At 63.4% G+C, this 21,435-nt stretch carries 21 protein-coding genes; 16 read left to right on the forward strand and 5 right to left on the reverse strand.

What is annotated here, in order from left to right:
* Nucleotides 1-17: 17 nt before the first annotated feature.
* The 5 genes from tgt (at nt 18) to ACEN9O_RS10875 (ending at nt 6,727) form a co-directional block, all read left to right on the forward strand.
* Nucleotides 18-1,157: a tRNA guanosine(34) transglycosylase Tgt gene (gene tgt, locus ACEN9O_RS10855; RefSeq protein ID WP_495617550.1), complete on the forward strand. Its 1,140-nt coding sequence runs from the start codon at nt 18-20 to the stop codon at nt 1,155-1,157.
* A gap of 116 nt (nt 1,158-1,273) precedes the next feature.
* Complete coding sequence (gene yajC, locus ACEN9O_RS10860) at nt 1,274-1,609, forward strand: preprotein translocase subunit YajC (protein WP_495617551.1); 336 nt, start codon at nt 1,274-1,276, stop codon at nt 1,607-1,609.
* A gap of 65 nt (nt 1,610-1,674) precedes the next feature.
* A complete protein-coding gene (gene secD / locus ACEN9O_RS10865) occupies nt 1,675-3,537 on the forward strand; it encodes a protein translocase subunit SecD (protein WP_495617552.1) in 1,863 nt (620 codons plus the stop codon).
* 12 nt (nt 3,538-3,549) lie between these two features.
* Nucleotides 3,550-4,572 carry a protein translocase subunit SecF gene (secF, locus tag ACEN9O_RS10870; RefSeq protein ID WP_495617553.1) on the forward strand — a complete coding sequence of 341 codons (1,023 nt, stop codon included), beginning with the start codon at nt 3,550-3,552 and terminating at the stop codon, nt 4,570-4,572.
* 85 nt (nt 4,573-4,657) lie between these two features.
* Complete coding sequence (locus ACEN9O_RS10875; RefSeq protein WP_495617554.1) at nt 4,658-6,727, forward strand: hypothetical protein; 2,070 nt, start codon at nt 4,658-4,660, stop codon at nt 6,725-6,727.
* 98 nt (nt 6,728-6,825) lie between these two features.
* Here the strand turns inward: ACEN9O_RS10875 and ACEN9O_RS10880 are convergent, their stop codons facing one another.
* A complete protein-coding gene (locus ACEN9O_RS10880; RefSeq protein ID WP_495617555.1) occupies nt 6,826-7,716 on the reverse strand; it encodes a LysR family transcriptional regulator in 891 nt (296 codons plus the stop codon).
* 92 nt (nt 7,717-7,808) lie between these two features.
* Here ACEN9O_RS10880 and ACEN9O_RS10885 point away from each other — a divergent pair, with 92 nt between their 5' ends.
* A complete protein-coding gene (locus ACEN9O_RS10885) occupies nt 7,809-8,363 on the forward strand; it encodes a chromate transporter (RefSeq protein ID WP_495617556.1) in 555 nt (184 codons plus the stop codon).
* Nucleotides 8,360-8,893 carry a chromate transporter gene (locus tag ACEN9O_RS10890; protein ID WP_495617557.1) on the forward strand — a complete coding sequence of 178 codons (534 nt, stop codon included), beginning with the start codon at nt 8,360-8,362 and terminating at the stop codon, nt 8,891-8,893. The genes ACEN9O_RS10885 and ACEN9O_RS10890 overlap by 4 nt, the downstream gene beginning before the upstream one ends.
* Here ACEN9O_RS10890 and ACEN9O_RS10895 read toward each other — a convergent pair.
* A complete protein-coding gene (locus ACEN9O_RS10895; protein ID WP_495617558.1) occupies nt 8,886-9,794 on the reverse strand; it encodes a helix-turn-helix domain-containing protein in 909 nt (302 codons plus the stop codon). The two genes, ACEN9O_RS10890 and ACEN9O_RS10895, sit on opposite strands and share 8 nt — an antisense overlap.
* Nucleotides 9,795-10,000: 206 nt before the next feature.
* Here ACEN9O_RS10895 and eat point away from each other — a divergent pair, with 206 nt between their 5' ends.
* The 6 genes from eat to ACEN9O_RS10925 all read left to right on the forward strand — a co-directional run bounded on the left by eat (nt 10,001) and on the right by ACEN9O_RS10925 (nt 16,027).
* Nucleotides 10,001-11,380: an ethanolamine permease gene (gene eat, locus ACEN9O_RS10900; protein WP_495617559.1), complete on the forward strand. Its 1,380-nt coding sequence runs from the start codon at nt 10,001-10,003 to the stop codon at nt 11,378-11,380.
* Nucleotides 11,381-11,403: 23 nt separating this feature from the next.
* On the forward strand, nt 11,404-12,231 hold the full coding sequence (locus tag ACEN9O_RS10905; protein ID WP_495617560.1) for a TorF family putative porin: 828 nt from the start codon (nt 11,404-11,406) through the stop codon (nt 12,229-12,231).
* 118 nt (nt 12,232-12,349) lie between these two features.
* On the forward strand, nt 12,350-13,741 hold the full coding sequence (locus ACEN9O_RS10910; protein ID WP_495617561.1) for an ethanolamine ammonia-lyase subunit EutB: 1,392 nt from the start codon (nt 12,350-12,352) through the stop codon (nt 13,739-13,741).
* 11 nt (nt 13,742-13,752) lie between these two features.
* On the forward strand, nt 13,753-14,607 hold the full coding sequence (eutC, locus tag ACEN9O_RS10915; RefSeq protein WP_495617562.1) for an ethanolamine ammonia-lyase subunit EutC: 855 nt from the start codon (nt 13,753-13,755) through the stop codon (nt 14,605-14,607).
* Nucleotides 14,608-14,652: 45 nt separating this feature from the next.
* On the forward strand, nt 14,653-15,348 hold the full coding sequence (locus tag ACEN9O_RS10920) for a helix-turn-helix transcriptional regulator (RefSeq protein WP_495617563.1): 696 nt from the start codon (nt 14,653-14,655) through the stop codon (nt 15,346-15,348).
* Nucleotides 15,349-15,409: 61 nt separating this feature from the next.
* Nucleotides 15,410-16,027, forward strand: coding sequence for a glutathione S-transferase family protein (locus ACEN9O_RS10925; protein ID WP_495617564.1), 618 nt, complete (start codon nt 15,410-15,412; stop codon nt 16,025-16,027).
* A 216-nt stretch (nt 16,028-16,243) separates the two neighbouring features.
* Here ACEN9O_RS10925 and ACEN9O_RS10930 read toward each other — a convergent pair whose 3' ends face one another.
* The 3 genes from ACEN9O_RS10930 to ACEN9O_RS10940 all read right to left on the reverse strand — a co-directional run bounded on the left by ACEN9O_RS10930 (nt 16,244) and on the right by ACEN9O_RS10940 (nt 17,931).
* A complete protein-coding gene (locus ACEN9O_RS10930; RefSeq protein WP_495617565.1) occupies nt 16,244-17,080 on the reverse strand; it encodes an HDOD domain-containing protein in 837 nt (278 codons plus the stop codon).
* A gap of 99 nt (nt 17,081-17,179) precedes the next feature.
* A complete protein-coding gene (locus ACEN9O_RS10935; protein WP_020700711.1) occupies nt 17,180-17,461 on the reverse strand; it encodes a hypothetical protein in 282 nt (93 codons plus the stop codon).
* A complete protein-coding gene (locus tag ACEN9O_RS10940; protein ID WP_495617566.1) occupies nt 17,458-17,931 on the reverse strand; it encodes a MarR family winged helix-turn-helix transcriptional regulator in 474 nt (157 codons plus the stop codon). Before ACEN9O_RS10940 ends, ACEN9O_RS10935 begins: the two co-directional genes overlap by 4 nt.
* Before the next feature lie 80 nt (nt 17,932-18,011).
* Here ACEN9O_RS10940 and ACEN9O_RS10945 point away from each other — a divergent pair, with 80 nt between their 5' ends.
* From ACEN9O_RS10945 to astC, 3 genes are all read left to right on the forward strand, one after another.
* A complete protein-coding gene (locus ACEN9O_RS10945) occupies nt 18,012-18,926 on the forward strand; it encodes a DMT family transporter (RefSeq protein ID WP_495617567.1) in 915 nt (304 codons plus the stop codon).
* A gap of 7 nt (nt 18,927-18,933) precedes the next feature.
* On the forward strand, nt 18,934-19,887 hold the full coding sequence (locus tag ACEN9O_RS10950) for a GlxA family transcriptional regulator (RefSeq protein ID WP_495617568.1): 954 nt from the start codon (nt 18,934-18,936) through the stop codon (nt 19,885-19,887).
* Nucleotides 19,888-20,131: 244 nt separating this feature from the next.
* The gene (astC, locus tag ACEN9O_RS10955; RefSeq protein WP_495617569.1) at nt 20,132-21,376 is read left to right on the forward strand and encodes an acetylornithine/succinylornithine family transaminase; all 1,245 of its coding nucleotides are present in this window, start codon (nt 20,132-20,134) and stop codon (nt 21,374-21,376) included.
* Nucleotides 21,377-21,435 lie beyond the last annotated feature (59 nt).

Below are 21,435 nucleotides of genomic sequence, written 5' to 3' on the forward strand. Positions count from 1 at the left end.
ACAATAAGGAATGAATAATGTTGGAATTTAAACTGCACAAGACCGATAGCAGCGGCCTGACGAAGGCCCGCCGCGGCGAAGTCAAACTGAACCACGGCGTGGTCCAGACCCCGATCTTCATGCCGGTCGGCACCTACGGTTCGGTCAAGGCAATGTCGCCGCTGGAGTTGAAGGAAATCGACGCCCAGATCATCCTGGGCAACACCTTCCACCTGTGGCTGCGTCCGGGCAATGACGTCATGGCCAAGTTCGGCGGCTTGCACGACTTCATGGGCTGGGACAAGCCCATTCTCACCGATTCCGGCGGTTTCCAGGTGTTTTCGCTGGGCGCGATGCGCAAGATCACGGAAGAGGGCGTGCACTTCAACTCGCCGATCAACGGCGACAAGCTGTTCCTGTCGCCGGAAGTGTCGATGCAGATCCAGCGCGTGTTGAACTCGGACATCGTCATGCAGTTCGACGAATGCACGCCTTATGAAATCGACAACCGTCCGGCCACCTTGGACGAGGCGGCCAAGTCGATGCGCATGTCCCTGCGCTGGGCGCAGCGCTCGATGGACGAGTTCCAGCGCGGCGAGAACCCGAACGCGCTGTTCGGCATCGTCCAGGGCGGCATGTTCGAGAACCTGCGCGACGAATCGCTGGCCAAGCTGGAAGAGATCGACTTCCCCGGCCTGGCCATCGGCGGTCTGTCGGTGGGCGAGCCGAAGGAAGATATGATGCGCATCCTGGCCCACGTCGGCCCGAAAATGCCGGCCAACAAGCCGCATTACCTGATGGGCGTCGGCACGCCGGAGGACCTGGTCAACGGCGTATCCAACGGCGTCGACATGTTCGACTGCGTGATGCCGACCAGGAATGCCCGCAACGGCTGGATCTTCACCCGCTTCGGCGACGTGAAAATCAAGAACGCCCGTTATAAGGAAGACAAGGAACCGCTGGACAGCACCTGCTCCTGCTATGCTTGCCGCAACTTCTCGCGCGCCTACCTGCATCACCTGAACCGCACCCAGGAGATCCTCGGCGCGCGCCTGAACACCATCCATAACCTGCACTACTACCTGGACATCATGCGCCAGATGCGCGAGGCGCTGGATGAGGACCGTTTCCACGCCTGGACCCTGCAATTCCACGCCGACCGGGCGCGCGGCGTTTAAATCTGTTGTAACTCTTGTAAAAAGATTTATGCCACCCAGATAGCCGGAAGTCCTGCCAGCTTCCGGCCAGTGCTAGAATACAGCGCTATTTTTTCAAACTATTATCGGAGTCACCTGTGTTCATTTCCAACGCTTACGCCCAATCGGCTTCCCCACTCGACGCACTCGGCCTGGGCGGTAACCTCACCAGCTTCCTGCCGCTGATCCTGATGTTTGTCGCGATGTACTTCCTGATGATCCGTCCTCAGCAGAAGCGCGCGAAAGAACAGAAGGCCATGATGGAAGCGCTGGCCAAGGGTGACGAAATCGTGACCGCCGGCGGCGTGCTGGGCAAGGTGACCAAGGTGACCGACCTGTACGTGACCCTGGAAATCTCCAGCGGCGCCGAAATGACGGTGCAAAAGAACTCCGTCACCATGCTGCTGCCTAAGGGCACGCTGAAGGCGCTGTAATCAGGCCAGGCCCGCGCTACGCGGGCCTTATTGCGTCCGACGCCTAACACTGAACGTTGAACAATATGAATCGCTATCCTCTCTGGAAATACATACTGATCGTAGTCGCCATTCTGCTGGGCGCGCTATACACCGCGCCTAACTATTATGGCGAATCGCCTGCGGTCCAGGTTACGAGCGGCAAATCGACCGTCAAGATGTCGTCCGACATGACCGCCAAGGTGGAAGCGGTGCTCAAGGGCGCCGGCATCGCCACCAACGGCATCGCCTTCGACGGCACCGGCACCTACGCTTCGGTGCGCGCCCGCTTCGCCGATCCGGACACCCAGTTCCGCGCCAAGTCGGTGCTGGAAAAAGGCCTGAACGCCGATCCGGCCGATCCGACCTACCTGGTCGCGCTGAACCTGCAAAAAGACACGCCGAAATGGATGCAGGCATTGCATGCGCTGCCGATGTACCTCGGCCTGGACTTGCGCGGCGGCGTGCACTTCCTGATGCAGGTCGACACCAAGGCCGTGCTGACCAAGCGCGTTCAAGGCATCCAGGCTGCGGCCCGCACCCTGCTGCGCGATAAGAACGTGCGTCACGCCGGCATCGACCGCGTGGGCGACGCCATCGAAATCAAATTCCGCGACGACGCCACCCGCCAGAAGGCCAAGGACGTACTGCAAGGCCAGATGAACGACCTGCTGTTCGTCGATTCGGGCGAAGGCGATGCGCTGAAGACCACCGTCACGCTGAAGCCGATCGCGCTCAAGCAAACCGTCGACGATGGCGTCAAGCAGAACATCTCGACGCTGTCCAAGCGCGTGAATGAGCTGGGCGTGGCCGAACCTATCATCCAGCAGCAAGGCCCTGACCGCATCGTGGTCCAGCTGCCGGGTGTGCAGGACGTGGCGCGTGCGCGCGCCGTGATCGGCCGCACCGCGACGCTGGAAGTGCGCATGACCGACAACTCGGTCACGCCGGGTACCGAGCTGACCTCGCCGATTCCGTTCAACTCCGAGCTGTTCACCGTCGGTCGCAACGTGCCGGTCGTGCTGAGCAAGGATGTGGTCATCACCGGCGACTCGATCTCCAGCGCCACCGCCACCTTCGACCAGAACCAGCAGCCTGCCGTCAGCATCACGCTGAACGGCGACGGCGGCCGCAAAATGCGCGACCTGACCCGCGACAACGTCGGCAAGCGCATGGCCATCGTGCTGTTCGAGAAGGGCAAGCCGGAAGTGCTGTCGGTCGCCACCATCCAGAGCGAATTTGGCAGCAGCTTCCAGATCACTGGCATGGGTACCGCGGAAAACTCCGCCGAGCTGGCGCTGCTGCTGCGCTCCGGCGCGCTGTCCGCACCAATGGACGTGATCGAAGAACGCACCATCGGCCCGCAACTGGGCGCCGAGAACATCAACAAAGGTCTGCATTCGACGATGTACGGCTTCGCCGCCATCGCCATCTTCATGATCGTCTACTACATGATGTTCGGCTTCTTCAGCGTGCTGGCACTGGCCTGCAACCTGTTGTTGCTGCTGGCATTGCTGTCGCTGATGCAGGCGACCCTGACCCTGCCTGGTATCGCCGCTATCGCGCTGGCGCTGGGTATGGCGATTGACGCCAACGTGCTGATTAACGAGCGTATCCGTGAGGAGCTGCGTTCCGGCGCCACGCCGCAGGCGGCGATTTCCGCCGGCTTCGACCGCGCATGGGCAACCATCATCGACTCCAACGTGACCACGCTGATCGTCGGTATCGCCCTGTGGGTGTTCGGTTCCGGTCCGATCCGCGGCTTCGCCGTGGTGCACTGCCTGGGCATTTTGACCTCGATGTTCTCCGCCGTGTTCATCTCGCGCGGTGTGGTCAACCTCTGGTACGGCCGCAAGAAGAAGCTGCAATCGCTCGCCATCGGTACCGTTTGGGTACCGGGTCTGAAATAAACAGGGGCTCACATGGAATTTTTCCGCATCAAAAAAGACATACCGTTCATGCGCCACGCGCTGGTGTTCAACGTGATTTCCGCGTTGACCTTCGTCGCGGCCGTGTTCTTCCTGATCCACAATAAGCTGCACTTCTCGGTGGAGTTCACCGGCGGCACCGTGATGGAACTGCGCTACCAGCAGCCTGCAAAGCTGGAGCAGATCCGTCACTCGCTGGAGAAGATCGGCTACGAACAGCCGGAAGTGACCAGCTTCGGCACCGCGCATGACGTCATGCTGCGCCTGCCGGTGATCAAGTCGATCACCTCCAAGGATGCGTCGCAGCTGGTGTTCAACACGCTGTGCGCGGCCGAGCAGGGCTCGACCAAGCAGATCGACACCGTGACCGCCAAGGGCGAACACGTGGTCAAATCCGCCTGCATGGATGCCGCCGGCGCCGAAACGGTGTCGCTGCAAAAAGTCGAATTCGTCGGCCCGCAGGTCGGCGACGAGCTGGCGCAGAACGGCCTGAACGCACTGGTGATGGTGATTATCGGCGTGATGATCTACCTGGCCGTGCGCTTCGAATGGAAGTTCGCGGTGGCGGCGATTATCGCCAACTTGCACGACGTGGTCATCATTCTCGGCTTCTTCGCGTTCTTCCAGTGGGAGTTCTCGCTGACGGTTCTGGCGGCGGTTCTGGCGGTGCTGGGTTACTCGGTCAACGAGTCGGTGGTTATCTTCGACCGTATCCGTGAAAACTTCCGCAAGCAGCGCAAGTCGTCGGTGCATGAAGTGATCGACAACGCGATCACCTCGACCATCTCGCGTACCATCATCACCCACGGCTGCACGCAGATGATGGTGCTGTCGATGCTGTTCCTGGGCGGTCCTACGCTGCACTACTTCGCCATCGCGCTGACCATCGGTATCTGCTTCGGTATTTACTCGTCGGTGTTCGTGGCTGCCGCAGTGGCCATGTGGTTGGGCGTGAAGCGCGAAGACCTGATCAAGCCGATCAAGGAAAAAGACGAAACCGATGGCGCTGTAGTTTAAACAACGTTGTCGATTAGGTAGTAAAATCCCCCTTCAGCCTGAACGCGCTCAAGATCGCGCTCAGTGCAGAAGGGGGATTTTTTTTATGTCGTATAGATTTTTAGCCAGCTTGCTGGTCTGCTGCGCCGCGCACGGCGCTGAACTGCCGTGGGACCTGAGCTACACGTCGGCGTTGCGCGATCATCCGATCGCGGACAATGAGTTCATGCGCATCTGGCCGCAGCAGCACCCGCAGCGGCCCATCCACCAAAAGCTGGCGGAGTACGCGGGCGAGCCGATCGAGGCGTCGATGCTGATCGAGCAGCCGGACGGCCACGCCGGCGATGCCTTCGCCCAGTGGTTCATCAAGACGCGCAACACCGCGCAGTTGTGCAGCTTCCATCCCAAGCGTATGAACGAGCCATGCAAGAAGCTCGATCCTGCGCGCGTGGAGGCGGCCATCCGCGATGTGCTGCATATGTCCGATCCTTGGCCGCCGCGCGGCGACGGACTGGTGGCAGAGAAGGACTACTTCGGTCCCGGCAAGCCGCTGCTGTTCAATTACCTCGGTTATGTCAGCGTGTACGTGGACGGCGTGTCGTCGCAGCGCCCTATCGGTGGCGACGAGTGGAAGGAGCGGCTCGACAAGTCGCGCCCTGCAGGGCCGGAAGCGGGGCGCATGCAGGAGGCTTTGGCGCATGCGATGGAGGGCGCGGTGGAGCCGGCGCCTGTCGCTGCGGCCAAGCCGGCAAGCGTCGCGCCGGAGAGCACCGAACTGAATGCCCGCAATGCCTTGATCGCAGAAGTGCAGGGCTATCTCGATAAAGGCGACTACAAGAACCTGGAGGCACTGCGCAAGCGCTTGCTGGACCCGACCCAGCGCACCGGCAGCGGCGTCTGGAAGCTGGCGATTTTCTACAACCAGCTGCACTGGCGTCCGCGGAATACGCGCGACATGGCGTATTGGACCAGCATCGAGAACGAAGCCAAGGCTTGGGAGAAGCAGTTCCCCAAATCGAACGCGGCGCGCATGTATCGCGTCTATGTGCTGCTCGGGCGCGGCACTGCCTTCCGCGGAACGGCCAGCTACAAGGACGTGCCCAAGGAGGACGTCGAGCGCATGCTGGCCGCCACGCGCGAGGCGATGAGCATCCTCAACACGCTTGAAAAGCCGATGCTGAAGGAGCGCGATCCTGAGTTCTACAAGGCCCTGCTGCAAGTGCTGCCGTACACGGATCACTACAGCTTCCTTGGCGTGATGAACACCCTGGCCGATGCGCGCAAGGCGTTCCCCAACTATCACGAGACCTACTTCACAGCCGCCTTCTTCTCGACCGAGATGTGGGCCAGCGCGCCGGACGCGGTGGACGACATCGCCCGTAGTGCCATGACGATGCGGACTGCCGATTCCGACGCGATGTACGCCCGCGTCTACTGGTACATGAGCCAGATGGCCTACGACGACAAGCTGTTCGACAACAGCCTCGCCGACTGGAGCGAGATGAAGACCAGCTTCGATGCGCTGGTGGACCGCTATCCCGATCCGTGGAACCTGAACGCCTACGCCTACTTCGCCTGCCAGGCCGGCGACTACGCCACGATGGCTGGTCTGTTGAACCGCATCGGTGAGCGGCGCGAATACGCCAGCTGGGGCAAGCGCGGCGCGCGCGCCTACGAGGACTGCGCCAGCCATGCCGGCGACGACACCAGCCACTATCTGGCCGATCTGCGCGAGACGGTCAAGAAGCGCCAGTTGCGCACCTTCTACCGCTACATCAACTACGCGGCGCAGACGCGTAAGGATGGCAAGTACGGCGAGAGCCTGCGCATTGTGCGCAAGGCCGAGGAGTTGAACCGCGTATTGTTCAGCAAACCGTCGATGATGGTGCAGTACCACCTCGGCCTGACGCTGCATGCCATGAAGCGTTATGACGAAGCGTTGCAGGCGCTGTCGCTGGGATTGCAGTCGCAGCCTGGTTACGCGCCGGCCTACTTCCAGCGCGGGCTGGCCTACGAAGCGCTGGGCCGCCGCGAGGAAGCGCGCGGCCAGTTCGAAACCGCCGCCGGCCGCATGCCGGCCGAGATCACCAGCCGTGAGCCGGCGCAACGCGAGGCGGAAGAGCAGGAACGCCGCACGATGTCGGCCAAGTTCCGCGAGTACGGAATCAGTTTCTGATTGTTCGGCGGTTCTATGGATTCCCGCTTTCGCGGGAATGACGGTATCCGCGCCGTCGTTCCCGCGAAGGCGGGAACCCATGCTGAGCATCCGATGCGTTAGCGCTCCGTTTTGATCATGTCGTACAAGGCCTGCGCGGCCGGCGACAGGTGGCCGGCCTTGCGGGTGATGAGCACCAGCTGGCGCGAGATGGTCGGCTCCTTCAGATTGATGGCCCGCAGGCGCGGATAGCTGCCCTTGATGATCGCCAGCTTGGGCACGATGGCGGCGGCGATGCCCGATGCCACCAAACCCACCGCCGTCGCACTGCGCTGCACGTCGTACTGGAAGTGCAGGTTCAGCTCCGCGCTCTTGCTGCCCAAATAGCTGTCCAGCAGCGCGCGGTTGCCGTTGACGTCGCCGGAGAAGATCAGTGGATAGGGCTGGATCTGCGCCCACGTCAGCGAGCGCCGTTTGGCCAACGGATGATCGTCGCGGCACACCAGCACGAAGTGATCCTCCATCAGCGGCACCGATACCAGGTCGGGATGCATGCCGCCACCGAGCCCGATGCCGAACTCCGCCTCCCTGCGCTGCACCGCCTCCGCCACGCGCGAGGAGGCGTGGTCGAGGATCTTGATGCGGTTCTCGGGAAAGCGCGCCGAATACTCCTGGATGATCTGCGGCAGGTACTGTATGCCCATCGTCGGCACGCAGGCGATCGCCACGTCGCCGCGCTGCGCCTTGCCGGTCTCGCGGATCTCGTTCAGCGTGGACGACAGCTCCTGCAGCAAGCGCCGCGCCTGCGGAAGAAAGTCATTGCCGATGCGGGTCAGCGCGACGGAGCGTGTGGTGCGCTCAACCAGCATCACGCCCAGGAAGTCCTCCAGATTGCGTAGCCGTTGCGTGACGGCGGTCTGCGTGACATGCAGCGTCTCCGCCGCTTTTTGAAATCCGCCGAAGTCCGCAATCGCGACAAAAGCCTGCACGCCGAGTATGTCGATTTTCATCAGAATTATGAATGAATGGTCTAAATAAATTCATTGTACTTATATTTGATGGAGGCGGAAAATTCGCCTCATTGAAACAGAAGGAGAGGATCATGCCGCTATCAACAATTTTCCTGGTGTTCTCCAAGCTGGCGCTGATGGGCTTTGGTGGTGTGATGCCGTTCGCCTACCGCGCCCTGGTCGAACAGCACAAGTGGCTGACGGCCGAGGAGTTTGCGAAGTATCTCGCTACCAGCCAGATGCTGCCCGGTCCGACGATCTGCAACGTCGCGCTGATGGTGGGCAACCGCTACGCCGGCACGGGCGGCGCGTTGGCGGCGCTGTGCGGCCTGGTCGCCGGTCCGTTCATGGTGGTCATCGCCTTGGGCATGGTGTACCAGCGCTTTGGCGAGATCGAGATATTCCGCCACGCGATACGCGGCATGGCGGCGGTGGCGGCGGGGCTGATCCTGGCCACCGCCGTGAAGATGGCGAAGTCCATGTTCGCCAGGGCCGACTGGCGCGAGCACCGCACGCTGTTGCAGGCGGCGTTGCTGACGCTGGCCTTTATCGGACTGGGACTGCTGCAATGGCAGCTGGCGCTGGTGTTCTGTGTGCTGGCGCCATTGGGCACCGGTGCGAATTATATGGTGGGAGAACAGAAATGAACGAGCAATCTCCAGTGGCGGAACTGTCACTGCACATAGCGTTGATGTCGTTGATGGCGGTGGGCGGCGGCGTGGTGCTGCTAGGGCCGCAGGTCGGACACTACGTTGTCGAGGGCAAGCAGTGGCTGAACAACGAGCAGTTCTCGGCCGCCTATGCGATAGCGCAGGCGGCGCCCGGCCCCAACCTGTTGTTCATTTCGCTGGTGGGCTGGCTGATCGCCGGCTGGGCGGGCGCCATCGTCACCACGCTGGCGGTACTGGTGCCGTCGACGCTGCTGACGCTGACCGCGATCCGCCTGCAGGCGCGCCATGCCGGCGGACGATGGACGCAAGCGCTGGGCAACGCCTTCGCGCCGATATCGATAGGCTTCCTGGCCGCCACCGCCTGGCTGTTCACCCGCATCTCCAACGTCAACTGGCATGCCGATGTGCTGACGGTACTTGCGGCGTTGATACTACTGCGGTCCAAAATCAATCCGGTGATGCTGATCGCGGCCGGTGCGTTGGCCGGCGCGCTGCGCATCATCTGAGCGCTTGCGGTGTCGAACGCGACGCCGACGGGCACTGGCCGAACAGCTTGCGGTAGTCGCTGGAGAACTGGCTGAAGTTGCTCAGCCCCCAGGAGCCGGCCACGTCGCCGATGGCGCCGCCGTCCTGCAGCTGCCGGCGCACGCCGTTCAGGCGCACCATGCGCAGGTACAGCATGGGGCTCATGCCCAGCACGTCCTCGAAGCAGTATTGCAGCGTGCGGCGGCTCACGTGCACGCGCTCGCACAACTCCGGCACCGTGATCGATTCGCTGCAGTGCGCCATGATGTACTCGCGCGCCAGCGAGACGACGTGGCGCCGGCGTTGCAGGCTGGCGGCCAGCGCCGGCTCCACGCAGCTATGGTCGAGCATCTCGATCAGCGCGCCCAGCACCAGCTCCTGCCACTGTCCGTCACAGCCGCCCGCGACCAGCCCATCGGGTGGCAGCAGCTGCGACAGCAGGCGCAGGCATTTGGCCTGGGCTTGTGCATCGACCTGCAACAGCTCGGCCGACTGCACCCGCTGCCAGTCTATCTCGCAGCCATAGCGCTGCGCTGTCTCGGCCAATAGCTCGCGGCTGGCGACAATGCCGAAGATGCTGTAGGCGCACGGTGTTACCAGTTCGAACTCAACGTTGCCGGGCTGCACCATCATCCAGTCGGCCTCGGTCTGGCGGCCGTTGATGCGGGTGCTGGCGCCGTGGTCGGGCAGGCCGAACCAGATGGCGTCCGGCCACACGCGGCAGGACTGGCGCACCGACTGGCTCAGGCTTTCCCGGAACACTTGCAGCTGCGGCAGGCGCAACTCGGTCAGCGCGCCGCGGAACAGGCCGGAGCTGATCTGGTCGTAACTCTGTTGCCAGTTAGTGAGCTTGCTGGCCAGTTCATCGGCGTCATGCGCCATCACAGTGCGCAAATCTGGCGCACTGTGTACCAAGGCTGTCGCAGTCTGGTGCATATTATTTTTCTCCCACTGTTGTTATTTCTTCCCGTGGACGCTAGCCCCCCGCAAGTTTGCCGATTTTCGATAACGCTGGCATTTGGCTGGCTCCTATACTCGATTCTGCTGCAACTTCCATACCAGACGCGCTTTATCTTAGGGAGAATCACATGAACGCAAAACAGGCGGCCGGGCAACCGGCGCTGCAACAGTCGCTAGGCACCTTCCAGTTGTGGGGCATCGCGGTAGGCCTGGTGATCTCGGGCGAATACTTCGGCTGGAGCTACGGCTGGGCCTCGGCGGGGACGCTGGGCTTTACCATCACCGCGCTGTTTATCGCAGCCATGTATACCACCTTTATCTTCAGCTTCACCGAGCTGACCACGTCGATCCCGCACGCGGGCGGCCCGTTCGCCTACAGCAAGCGCGCCTTCGGTCCGACCGGCGGCTACCTGGCCGGCGCGGCCACGCTGATCGAGTTCGTGTTCGCGCCGCCGGCGATTGCGCTGGCGATTGGTGCCTATCTGAACGTGCAGTTCCCCACCGTCGATCCGAAGACGGCGGCGGTCGGCGCCTATCTCGTATTCATGACCTTGAACATCGTCGGCGTGCAGGTGGCGGCCACCTTCGAGTTGCTGATGACGCTGCTGGCGATCTTTGAATTGCTGGTGTTTATGGGCGTGGTGTCGCCGGGCTTCTCGGTGGTGAACTTCGTCAAGGGTGGCTGGTCGGGGCAGGATCATTTCAGCGTCGCGTCCATCCCCGGCATGTTCGCGGCGATTCCGTTTGCGATCTGGTTTTTCCTGGCGATCGAGGGCGTGGCCATGGCGGCCGAGGAAGCCAAGGACCCGAAACGTTCGATTCCCATCGCCTACATCGCCGGCATCATTACGCTGGTGCTGCTGGCGATCGGCGTGATGGTGTTTGCCGGCGGTGCGGGCGACTGGACCAAGCTGGCCAACATCAACGATCCGCTGCCGCAGGCGATGAAGATCATCGTCGGCGAGCACAGCAACTGGCTGCACATGCTGGTGTGGCTGGGCCTGTTCGGTTTGATCGCTTCCTTCCACGGCATCATCCTCGGCTATTCGCGCCAGATCTTTGCGCTGGCCCGCGAGGCTTACCTGCCGCATTACTTCGCCAAGATCCACCCACGTTTCAAGACGCCGCACCGCGCCATCCTTGCGGGCGGCGTGATCGGTATCGCTGCCATCTATAGCGATGAGCTGATCAAGATCGGCGGCCAGACCCTGACCGCCAACATCGTCACCATGTCGGTGTTCGGCGCCATCACCATGTACATCCTCAGCATGCTCAGCCTGTTCAAACTGCGCCGCGAGGAACCGAACATGGCGCGTCCTTTCCGCGCACCGTTCTATCCATTGTTCCCGGCGATTGCGCTGATCGGCGCTCTGATCTGCCTGGTGACGATGATCTATTACAACCTGCTGATCTTCGGCGTGTTCGTCGGCTTCATGGTCGTGGGCTATGCATTCTTCCTGGCCACCAAGGGCAACCGCCAGCAGCACGCGGCGTACGACGCCGTCTAACTTACATCAACGGAGTACTATCCATGTCCAAAACCATTTTCTCCCTGCTGGCCGCGGCCGGATGCCTGGCTTGCGCGGCAGGCAGCGCACTGGCCGCCGATGCTGCACCGGCACCGGCTGCGCCCGCACCCGACTGGACCAACACCGGCAACGTGACGCTGGTGTCCGACTATATTTTCCGCGGCATTTCGCAGACGCAGGCCAAACCGACCGCGCAGGCCAATCTGGACTTCACCCATGTCAGCGGCATCTACCTCGGCCTGTTCGGTTCCGGCGTCTCGCACGCGGCCTATAACAACGGCAGCGGTTCGGAGATCGACGTCTACGGCGGCTACCGCTATCCATTGAGCGCGGACAGCAATATCGACGCCGGCCTGGTCACCTACTGGTATCCCGGCGCGCACTATGCGGCGGGCGGCAAGGACATCAAGTACCATACCCAGGAGGCCAAGCTGGGTGTGAATCTCGGTACCTTCAACGCCTACGCCTGGGTGGCGCTGAGCCAGTACTGGTTCGGCTTCGCGGTGCAGCCGGACAGCGGCAAGCTGGCCAACACGCGCGGCACCGCCTACGCCGAAGTGAACTGGAATCCCGAGTTGATGCCGGGCCTGGTGCTGAATCTGCACGCGGGCCGCCAGCAAGTGCGCAACATGAGCGATTTCAATTTCTTCGACATCAAGGCGGGCGTGACCAAGACGATGGACGTTTGGGCGTTCACGGCGGCGGGGACCTACAATAGCGGCGACGCCAGCAAGAACGGCACGCCCTTGTGGACCTTCTTCAACGCCGACGGCAGCGGCAAGAACGTGGCACAGAAGCGCCTGGTCGTGACCGCCGCGCGCAATTTTTAGTAACTGTAACTTCGTCATTCCCGCGTAGGCGGGAATCCATACTGAGCCTCTGACCACATGGCGTATGGGCTCCCGCCTACGCGGGAGCGACGGCGTTTAGTAGCATCGGGAGACGGCAATGAGCAGCTTTGCACATACGGTAGGCAGCAGGACATATCAGTTCCGCGACCTGAAGGACTTGATGGCGAAGGCGACGCCGGCGCGTTCCGGTGACTATCTGGCGGGGCTGGCGGCGGCCAGCGCCGAGGAGCGGGTGGCGGCGCAGATGGCGCTGGCCGAGCTGCCGTTGTCGCTGTTCCTGAACCAGATGGTGGTGCCGTACGAGCAGGACGAGGTGACGCGCTTGATCATCGACGATCACGACCGCATCGCCTTCTCCCGCATCGCCCACCTGACCGTGGGCGACTTCCGTAACTGGCTGCTGGGCGACACCGCCGATGAAGCCGTGCTGGCCGCCGTCGCGCCCGGCATCACGCCGGAGATGGCGGCGGCTGTTTCCAAGATCATGCGCATCCAGGACCTGATCCTGGTGGCGAAGAAATGCCGCGTCATCACCCGCTTCCGCAACACCGTCGGCCTGGCGGGACGCATGTCGACCCGCTTGCAACCCAATCACCCGACCGACGACGCCACCGGCATCGCCGCCAGCGTGCTGGACGGCCTGTTGTACGGCAGCGGCGACGCGGTGATCGGCATCAACCCGGCCACCGACAATGTGCCGCAGGTGATCAAGATCGTCACCATGCTCGACGAGATCATCGACCGCTACGGCATCCCTACGCAATCGTGCGTGCTGACCCACGTGACCAACACCATCGCCGCCATCGAGCGCGGCGCGCCGATCGACCTGGTGTTCCAGTCGATTGCCGGCACCGAGGCGGCCAACGCCAGCTTCGGCATCAACCTGGCCTTGCTGGGCGAGGCGCAGCAGGCGGCGCTGTCGCTGCAGCGGGGTACGGTGGGCAACAACGTCATGTATTTCGAGACGGGGCAGGGCAGCGCGCTGTCGGCCAACGCCCATCACGGCGTCGACCAGCAGACCTGCGAGACGCGCGCCTACGCGGTGGCGCGCAAGTTCCAGCCGCTGCTGGTCAATTCGGTGGTCGGCTTCATCGGGCCGGAGTACCTGTACGACGGCAAGCAGATCGTGCGCGCGGGACTGGAGGACCACTTCTGCGCCAAGCTGCTTGGCCTGCCGATGGGCTGCGACGTCTGCTACACCAACCACGCCGAGGCCGACCAGAACGACATGGACATCCTGCTGACCCTGTTGGGCACGGCAGGCTGCACCTTCGTCATGGGCATCCCCGGCTCCGACGATATCATGCTCAATTACCAGACCACGTCCTTCCACGATGCGCTGTACGCGCGCCGCGTGCTGGGCCTGAAGCCGGCGCCGGAATTCGAGGCTTGGCTGCAGGAGATGGAAATCTTCACCCGCGACGATTACGTTACACTGGGCAAAGCGCTGCCGGCGTCCTTCCAGCGCGCGCTGGCTAGCCTGAACTGATGGGAATGCGTATGAACGACGACGAGCACCTGCTGCCCGCCAGCCCTGTCACCGCCGCCAGTGACGACAGCGTGGTGACCAGCAATCCGTGGCGATCGCTGCGGCGCTTCACGGCGGCGCGCATCGCGCTTGGGCGCAGCGGCGTCAGCCAGCCGACCGTGCCGCAACTGGAGTTCCAGCTGGCGCATGCGCGCGCGCGCGACGCCGTGCATCTGGCGCTGGATCATGCCGCGCTGGGCGATGCCCTGCAGGCCGCAAGCGGCTTGCCTTGCCTGCCGCTGCATAGCGCCGCCGCCAGCCGCGACATTTACCTGCAGCGTCCCGACTTGGGCCGTCGGCTTGACGAGGCCTCGCGCCAGGCGCTGCTGGAGCACCCGCGCGATGGTGCGGGCTACGACCTGGCCTTCGTCATCGCCGACGGCCTGTCGGCGCTGGCCATCGAGCAAAACGCCTTGCCCTTCCTGAAGGTGCTGATGGCGCGCCTGGCCGCCGAATCGTGGTCGCTGGCGCCGCTGTCCATCGTGCGGCAGGGGCGGGTGGCGGTCGGCGACGAGGTGGGCGAGCTGCTGGGCGCGCGCGCGGTGGTGGTGCTGGTCGGCGAACGCCCCGGCCTCAGCTCCCCGGACAGCATGGGCCTGTACCTGACCTGGGCGCCGCGCACCGGCCTGACCGACGCCGCCCGCAATTGCATCTCGAATGTGCGTCCGGCGGGCTTGACCTACGACGACGCAGCCTTCAAGCTTCACTACCTGTTATCCGAATCGCGCCAGCGGCAGTTGTCCGGCGTCGCGCTGAAGGATGAAACAGCCACCGACAACACCACGCTGGACGCACCGCCGCGCAATTTCCTGCTCGACCTCGATTAGTCGGCAGGCGGACGTCCCGCCCGACCGACCAGTGAGAGAGCAGCGATGAGCCGTACCGGCCGACTTTTTCTATTGATGGACGCGATGCGCGGCTACCGCCGTCCCGTCACCGCCGCCCGCTTGGCCGAGCAGCTGGGTGTATCAGAACGCACCATCTACCGCGACATCCAGACCTTGTCCGGCCTGGGCGCGCCGCTGGAGGGCGAGGCCGGGGTCGGCTACATGCTCAAGGCCGGCTTCTTCCTGCCGCCGCTGATGTTCGGCGCCGACGAGCTGGAGGCGCTGGTGCTGGGGGCGCGCTGGGTGCGAAGGCAGGGCGACGAGGCGCTGGCCGCCGCCGCCAATAACGCGCTGGCCAAGATTGCCGCCGCCACGCCCAAGGACCTGCGCGACGACATGGCCGAGACCAGCCTGTGGGTGCCGCTGGGCCAGGACCAGGACACCGCCAGCGACGTCCACGTGCGCCCGGTGCGCGAGGCGATCCGCTACCAGCACCGCCTGCGCATGGCCTACCAGGACGAGCACGGCAAGCCGTCGGAGCGGGTGGTGTGGCCGTTCGCGCTGGCCTTCCTGGAGGGCAAGCGGCTGCTGGCCGCGTGGTGCGAGCTGCGCATGGCCTTCCGCCATTTCCGCATCGATCGGATCGCGGCGGTGGAGTCGCTGGGCGTGCGCTACCCGGCCCGCCGCAGCGACCTGCTCAAGACCTGGCGCAAGGAACAGAACCTGCGCGAAGACTACTGACAAAAACTGTCGCGCGGCGGGTCTACGATGAAGTCCTCAACCCATTCATCGGAGACCTGTCATGCGCTTATACCACCACCCCGCTTCCACCAGCTCGCGCCGTGTGATGCTGGCCGCCCTGCACATGGGCACGCCGTTGGAACTGACCGAAGTAAACCTGATGAGCCAGGAGGACCGGCGCCGCCTGGTCGCGCTCAACCCCAACAGCAAGGTGCCGGTGCTGCAGGACGGCGATTTCATTTTGTGGGAATCCTGCGCCATCATGCAATACTTGGCCGACCGCACCCTGGGCCAGACGCTGTATCCGGACAATATCCTGGTGCGGGCCGACATCAACCGCTGGCTGCTGTGGTCGTCGCAGCATTTCGCGCCGGCGCTGGGCGGCATCGTCTATGAAAACATCTGGAAGGGCTTGACCGGCGGCGGCGCTGCCGACGCGCAGGAACTGGAGCGCTACGGCCGCCAGGTGGCGCAGTTTGCTGCCGTGCTGGAGCAGCATCTGGCGGGGCGCAGCTGGATCGTCGGCGACAAGCTCAGCCTGGCGGACTTCGCGCTGGCGTCGTCGCTGATGTATGTCGAGCAAGCTAAGTTGCCGGTCACTCAATATCCGAAGTTGATGGCTTGGCTGGGGCGTATTCAGCAGCTCGATGCCTGGAAACAATCGGAGCCTGTGTGGTGATGGAAATGTGGTTCCATATGTGAACTGGCGCACAGAGCGAGCGGGGCGGGGAGGGTATTCTGGACTTGTCTCCTCTGGAGGAGATCCCTAGTTTTGGACTTTGCCCGCTCCCCAGCGGGCTTTTTTTTATGCCGTCGTTCCCGCGCAGGCGGGAACCCATGCTGAGCGTGCTTCGGACACTGTGTATGGATTCCCGCCTGCGCGGGAATGACGGGGTTACAGCATCAGCACCGCATACAGCGACTGCACCTCCAGCGCCGATTCGCTCATGATGGCGTGCAGCGTGCCTTCGCCGACCACGAAGTCGATGGTGCGCGCGCCCTGCAGCGTGGTCGCGCCCGGACGCTGGTACAGCGGCGAATGCACCGGCGACAAATCATTGGCCAGCAACAGCGTGTCGCCCAGCGTTTCCGGCGGCAGCGCGCGCAGGCCGACCCACATCGATTCGATCGCCCGGTAGACGCCTTCCGGCACATCCAGCTTGGTCAGCACGCCTCGGCCGATTTCCACCTCGCCGTGCTCGACCCAGTCCTCCGGTTCGCCGTCCATCACTTCCGGGTGGTCGCCGGCGCAGGACAGCATGTAGAAGCCCGCCACCTCGTGCACGATGCCGGCAAACAGCGCCGTGTCCGGATCGACGTGGGTGACGCGGCGTGCGATCACCTGCGACAGGGCCGCCACGTGCGCCGTGTGTTCCCACAGTTGATTGACCTTGGCCAGCAGGACGGGATCGGTGACCTGGCTGCCGATCTGGCGCACGATCAGCGCCGCCACCAGCGATTGCAGGGTGCGCACGCCCAGCCGCTGCACGGCCGCGCGCACGCTGGAGATTTCAGTACCGGAACGGTTGTAGGCCACCGAGTTGGCGATGGCGACGCTGCGCGCCGCCAGCAACGGGTCTGCCTGGATGAGTTTGGCTGCCGCCTCGATGTGGCAATCGGGATCGCTCAGCGCCTGCTGCAAGCGCAGCGAGGCGTTGACGTTGGCCGGGAACGAGAGTTCCCCCCGGCTCGCCTGAGCAGCGATGGTCTTGAAGGCGTCGAGTCTGTCCATTGCAAAAAATTATACCCGGAATATTGCCACATGGCACTTTTTCTGAAAATACTTTTGCCCGGCGCAACGGCTCGCCTTCGGCACGCCCCTTCAGCGGGATTATTGCTCGCTGAAGATGGCGTCGCAGCCGTCCTGGGTGGCGTCGGTGTCTTGCAGTTCGTCGGTCAGGCCCAGGTCGAACAGTTCTTCGATGGCGTTCATAAAGCTGTTGTGCTTGGTCGCGCCGATCAGGCGGTAGATCTCGCCGTCTTCGTTGCGTACGCCGATGATCAGTTTTTCCTGGCGCACTTCGTCCGGCGTGGACTGGTTCAACAGCAGGTTGCCGATAATGTGTTTGTCGAATTTGGCAGGCTTTTTGCCTTCGAGCAGAGTCGTTTTCAAATGATTTCCTTGGTTGAGTCGTGGGTGGACGGGCATTCGGTATGGCCGGCCATGATCACAGTTTTAAGTTCGGTCAGGGTTTTTTCAAGGGCGGCGAAATCGTCTTCGCTGTAATGCGCGAACACTTTTCCGCTTTCCTTCACGACCGCCGGGAAGACCGTGCAGAACACCTGCTCGCCCTCCGCCGTCAGCCGGACAAAGAAGGAACGTTTGTCGTAGTCGTTGCGCTGACGCTCCACCAAACCTTTTTGCTCCAGGCGCTCGATCACGCCGGTTAGCGTGCCCTTGGTGATCAGCGTCTTGTCGCCTAATTCTTTATAGGACATGCCGGGCGTATTGCCCAGCGTGGCGATGATATCGAACTGGGCGTGCGTCAAGCCGCTCTGGCGCACGTACTGGCCAGAGAGCCGTTCATAGCTCTGTAAGCAATCGGCCAGCAGCCGGATGCTTTTCAAAAATCGTTCACCCATAGACCATGATTATAGCCGGTTCGCACGGGCAATCTTGGCCGGTACTATAATGGAGGACGCACATTCATAATAAAAAAACCATGCCTCAACACCTGCGCGGCATTGCCGCTTTGCTGATCGTGACCCTGGTTTGGGGCACGACTTTTCCCGCGATGAAGAATATGACCGGCTACCTGTCGGCCAGCTGGATCGTGCTGTGCCGCTTCGCGCTGGCCGGCCTGCTGTTGTTGCCGTTTATGTGGCGCGCCAAATGGAACGATATCCGATGGGGCATCGTGGCCGGCGCGGTGTTGTTCCTGTGCTACGTGTTCCAGATCGAGGGGCTGGCGCTGACCAGCTCCAACCGCAACGCCTTCGTCACCGGCCTCAACGTGCTGGTGCCGCCGCTGCTGGGCGTGCTGATGGGCGCGCGGCTGGAGCGCCGCATCGTCGTCGCGCTGGTGCTGGCGCTGGCCGGCCTGTTCTCGCTGTGCTGGGAAGGCAGCTTCACCTGGGGCCGCGGCGATACGCTGGCGCTGCTGTGCGCGCTGTTCTTCGGCATTTACGTCAAGTTAATGGAAAGCACCACCCGCAAGGTCGAGAAGCTGATGGTGCTGACGGCGTCGCAGATCCTGACGGTGGCCGTGTGCGCCGCCGTGTGGCTGCTGATCCGCGAAGTGCCGCTGGGCCTGGCCGAGCGCAGCCAGGACCTGCCGGACTACGTGAGCTATATCTGGAAGGGTTTGCAGATCTACGGCCTGAACCTGGCCTACCTGGGCGTGGTCGCCACGGCGGCCATTATTTCGCTGCAAACCTGGGGCCAGAGCCACAGCAGCGCCAACGAGGCGGCGGTGATCTACGCGTTCGAACCGGCCTGCGCGGCGATCTTCGCGTATTTCTGGCTGGGCGAGACGCTGGCCTGGAACGGGCTGCTTGGCGCGGCGCTGCTGATCTCCGGCATGATCGTCAGCCAGTGGAGCACCGAGCGGCCCGCCGCCGTGCTGGCTCCGGAGTAAGTGTCCCATGTCTTTCGATAATTTGTCCCGCGTCGTCCAGGAGCGGCCGCTGCGCATGCTGCTGGTGAACGCGGGCGAGGCCGACGCGATCAGCTGGGCCGGCCTGGTGCAGCCATTGCGCCTGGCTGCCGCCGCGCTGGGCCGCGACGTGCTGCATCTGGAAACCATGACCCCGGCGCAAGTGGTGCTGGCGCAGCCGGGCTGGCCGCCGCACAATCCCCACCTTGCGCTGCTGGTGGCCGACGAGGGCCAGTCGCCGATGGCGCCCGAGTTGAGCCGCGCCGTCATCGAACGCTGCCGCTCGGCCGAGTACTGGGGCGGCGTCGGCGCCGGCGTGCTGTGGCTGGCCGCCGCCGGGCTGATGGCGGGCGTGCGCATCGCGCTGCCGTGGGCCTTGTACGCCGACACCGAAGGCATCTCCGAGCGCGCCATCCTGACGCCGCACCTGTTCGAGCTGGACGGCCGCCACCTGAGCTGCTGCGGCGGCGCCGCCAGCATCGACTTCTCGCTGACCTTGATCGAGCAGCTGTTTGGCGCCACCGTGCAGGCCGGCATCAAGGAAAGCCTGTGCATCGAGCGCGTGCGTGGTCACGAGGAGCGCCAGCGGGTCGCCCTGCAGGCGCGCTTCGGCGCCTTGCAGCCGCGCCTGTCCGAAGCGGTGACGCTGATGGAAACCAATATCGAGGAGCCGCTGTCCACCGACGACATCGCCAACCTGGTCGGCCTGTCGCGCCGCCAGCTGGAGCGGCTGTTCAAGCAATACCTGGGCAGCCTGCCGTCGCGCTACTACCTGGAGCTGCGCCTGCAGCGCGCCCGGCAGTTGCTGCTGGAAACCAACCATTCCATCGTGCAGGTCGGGCTGATGTGTGGCTTCTCGTCCGGCTCGCACTTCTCGACCGCCTTCGGCGCCTTGTTTGGCAACACCCCGCGCGAGGAGCGCCAGCGCAAGCTCATGCCATAGAGCCGTCGTTCCCGCGCAGGCGGGAACCCATGCTGAGCTGGACAGGACGCGGCGTATGGAGGGAATTCAGGCAATGCCTGGATTCTCGCCTGCGCGGGAATGACGTGGTTGTTCTGACAAGCTTACTTTGCGGCCAAAAGTGAAAATCCTTGTCGCCATTAGAAAAGAGTTTTAGCATGCCGCTTTTTATAATGGGTCCACGCGGTGCTGTGCCGCGCCTTACCCAACATTGATAGGGAATGCCATGAACGCCAAGCTTGATACGACCGTAACCACCCGTCCTGTAACTCGTCAGACCTTTGATGAAGTCCTGGTGCCAACCTATGCACCAGCAGCGATGGTACCGGTCCGAGGCGCTGGCCTGGACCTGTGGGACCAGAATGGCAAGCACTACCTGGACTTCACGTCCGGCATCGCCGTGGCCGCGCTGGGCCACTGCAACCCGATCGTGGTGGAAGCGCTGACCCGTCAGGCCAACACCCTGTGGCACCTCGGTAACGGCTACACCAACGAGCCAGTGCTGCGCCTGGCCACGGCGCTGACCGAAGCGACCTTCGCTGACCGCGCCTTCTTCTGCAACTCCGGCGCCGAAGCCAACGAAGCGGCGCTGAAGCTGGCCCGCAAGTACGCCCACACCAAGTTCGGTCCGCACAAGTCGCGCATCGTGTCGTGCTACCAGTCGTTCCACGGCCGCACGCTGTTCACCGTGTCGGTGGGCGGCCAGTCCAAGTACACCGAAGGCTTCGAGCCGCTGCCACCAGCAATCGAGCACGTCACCTATAACGACATCGAGTCCGCACGCGCCGCCATCGGCGACGACGTCTGCGCCGTGATCGTCGAACCGCTGCAAGGCGAAGGCGGCGTGGTCCCTGGCGACAAGGCTTTCCTGCAAGCGCTGCGCGACCTGTGCACCAAGACCGGCGCGCTGCTGATCTTCGACGAAGTGCAATCGGGCATGGGCCGTACCGGCGACCTGTTCCACTACATGACCTACGGCATCACCCCGGACATCCTGACCGCCGCCAAGGCGCTGGGCAACGGCTATCCGATCGGCGCCATGCTGACCACCGAAGAACTGGCCAAGACGCTGGGCGTGGGCACCCACGGCACCACCTACGGCGGCAACCCGCTGGCCGCGACCGTGGCGCTGACCGTGCTGGACACGATCAACCAGCCGGCCTTCCTGGCCCGCGTCAAGGAGGCCAGCGCCAAGCTGCGTGCGACGATGGAAAAACTGGTGGCTGACTACTCGCAGGTGTTCACGCTGGTGCGTGGCGCCGGCCTGCTGCTGGGTCTGGTCGTGACCGATGCCTGGAAAGGCCGTTCGAAAGACATCCAGCGCGCCGCCGAAGCGAACGGCCTGATGGTGCTGATCGCCGGCATGGACGTTGTGCGTCTGGCCCCGGCGCTGATCGTCACCGACGCGCAGATCGCCGAAGCCGACCGCATCCTGCGCCTGTCGCTGGACGGCATGCTCAAGGCGGCCTAACGCGCTATCACCGCCGTCATTCCCGCGAAAGCGGGAATCCATAGAACGCTGGCCTGCAG

Source organism: Duganella sp. Dugasp78 (assembly GCF_059491455.1).

What these genes read in the sequence shown, in the direction of transcription:
- tgt (WP_495617550.1), top strand. Translation starts at nt 18, where the DNA reads ATGTTGGAATTTAAACTGCACAAGACCGATAGCAGCGGCCTGACGAAG.
- secD (WP_495617552.1), top strand. Translation starts at nt 1,675, where the DNA reads ATGAATCGCTATCCTCTCTGGAAATACATACTGATCGTAGTCGCCATT.
- secF (WP_495617553.1), top strand. Translation starts at nt 3,550, where the DNA reads ATGGAATTTTTCCGCATCAAAAAAGACATACCGTTCATGCGCCACGCG.
- ACEN9O_RS10875 (WP_495617554.1), top strand. Translation starts at nt 4,658, where the DNA reads ATGTCGTATAGATTTTTAGCCAGCTTGCTGGTCTGCTGCGCCGCGCAC.
- ACEN9O_RS10880 (WP_495617555.1), bottom strand. Translation starts at nt 7,716, where the DNA reads ATGAAAATCGACATACTCGGCGTGCAGGCTTTTGTCGCGATTGCGGAC.
- ACEN9O_RS10885 (WP_495617556.1), top strand. Translation starts at nt 7,809, where the DNA reads ATGCCGCTATCAACAATTTTCCTGGTGTTCTCCAAGCTGGCGCTGATG.
- ACEN9O_RS10890 (WP_495617557.1), top strand. Translation starts at nt 8,360, where the DNA reads ATGAACGAGCAATCTCCAGTGGCGGAACTGTCACTGCACATAGCGTTG.
- ACEN9O_RS10895 (WP_495617558.1), bottom strand. Translation starts at nt 9,794, where the DNA reads ATGGCGCATGACGCCGATGAACTGGCCAGCAAGCTCACTAACTGGCAA.
- eat (WP_495617559.1), top strand. Translation starts at nt 10,001, where the DNA reads ATGAACGCAAAACAGGCGGCCGGGCAACCGGCGCTGCAACAGTCGCTA.
- ACEN9O_RS10905 (WP_495617560.1), top strand. Translation starts at nt 11,404, where the DNA reads ATGTCCAAAACCATTTTCTCCCTGCTGGCCGCGGCCGGATGCCTGGCT.
- ACEN9O_RS10910 (WP_495617561.1), top strand. Translation starts at nt 12,350, where the DNA reads ATGAGCAGCTTTGCACATACGGTAGGCAGCAGGACATATCAGTTCCGC.
- eutC (WP_495617562.1), top strand. Translation starts at nt 13,753, where the DNA reads ATGAACGACGACGAGCACCTGCTGCCCGCCAGCCCTGTCACCGCCGCC.
- ACEN9O_RS10920 (WP_495617563.1), top strand. Translation starts at nt 14,653, where the DNA reads ATGAGCCGTACCGGCCGACTTTTTCTATTGATGGACGCGATGCGCGGC.
- ACEN9O_RS10925 (WP_495617564.1), top strand. Translation starts at nt 15,410, where the DNA reads ATGCGCTTATACCACCACCCCGCTTCCACCAGCTCGCGCCGTGTGATG.
- ACEN9O_RS10930 (WP_495617565.1), bottom strand. Translation starts at nt 17,080, where the DNA reads ATGGACAGACTCGACGCCTTCAAGACCATCGCTGCTCAGGCGAGCCGG.
- ACEN9O_RS10940 (WP_495617566.1), bottom strand. Translation starts at nt 17,931, where the DNA reads ATGGGTGAACGATTTTTGAAAAGCATCCGGCTGCTGGCCGATTGCTTA.
- ACEN9O_RS10945 (WP_495617567.1), top strand. Translation starts at nt 18,012, where the DNA reads ATGCCTCAACACCTGCGCGGCATTGCCGCTTTGCTGATCGTGACCCTG.
- ACEN9O_RS10950 (WP_495617568.1), top strand. Translation starts at nt 18,934, where the DNA reads ATGTCTTTCGATAATTTGTCCCGCGTCGTCCAGGAGCGGCCGCTGCGC.
- astC (WP_495617569.1), top strand. Translation starts at nt 20,132, where the DNA reads ATGAACGCCAAGCTTGATACGACCGTAACCACCCGTCCTGTAACTCGT.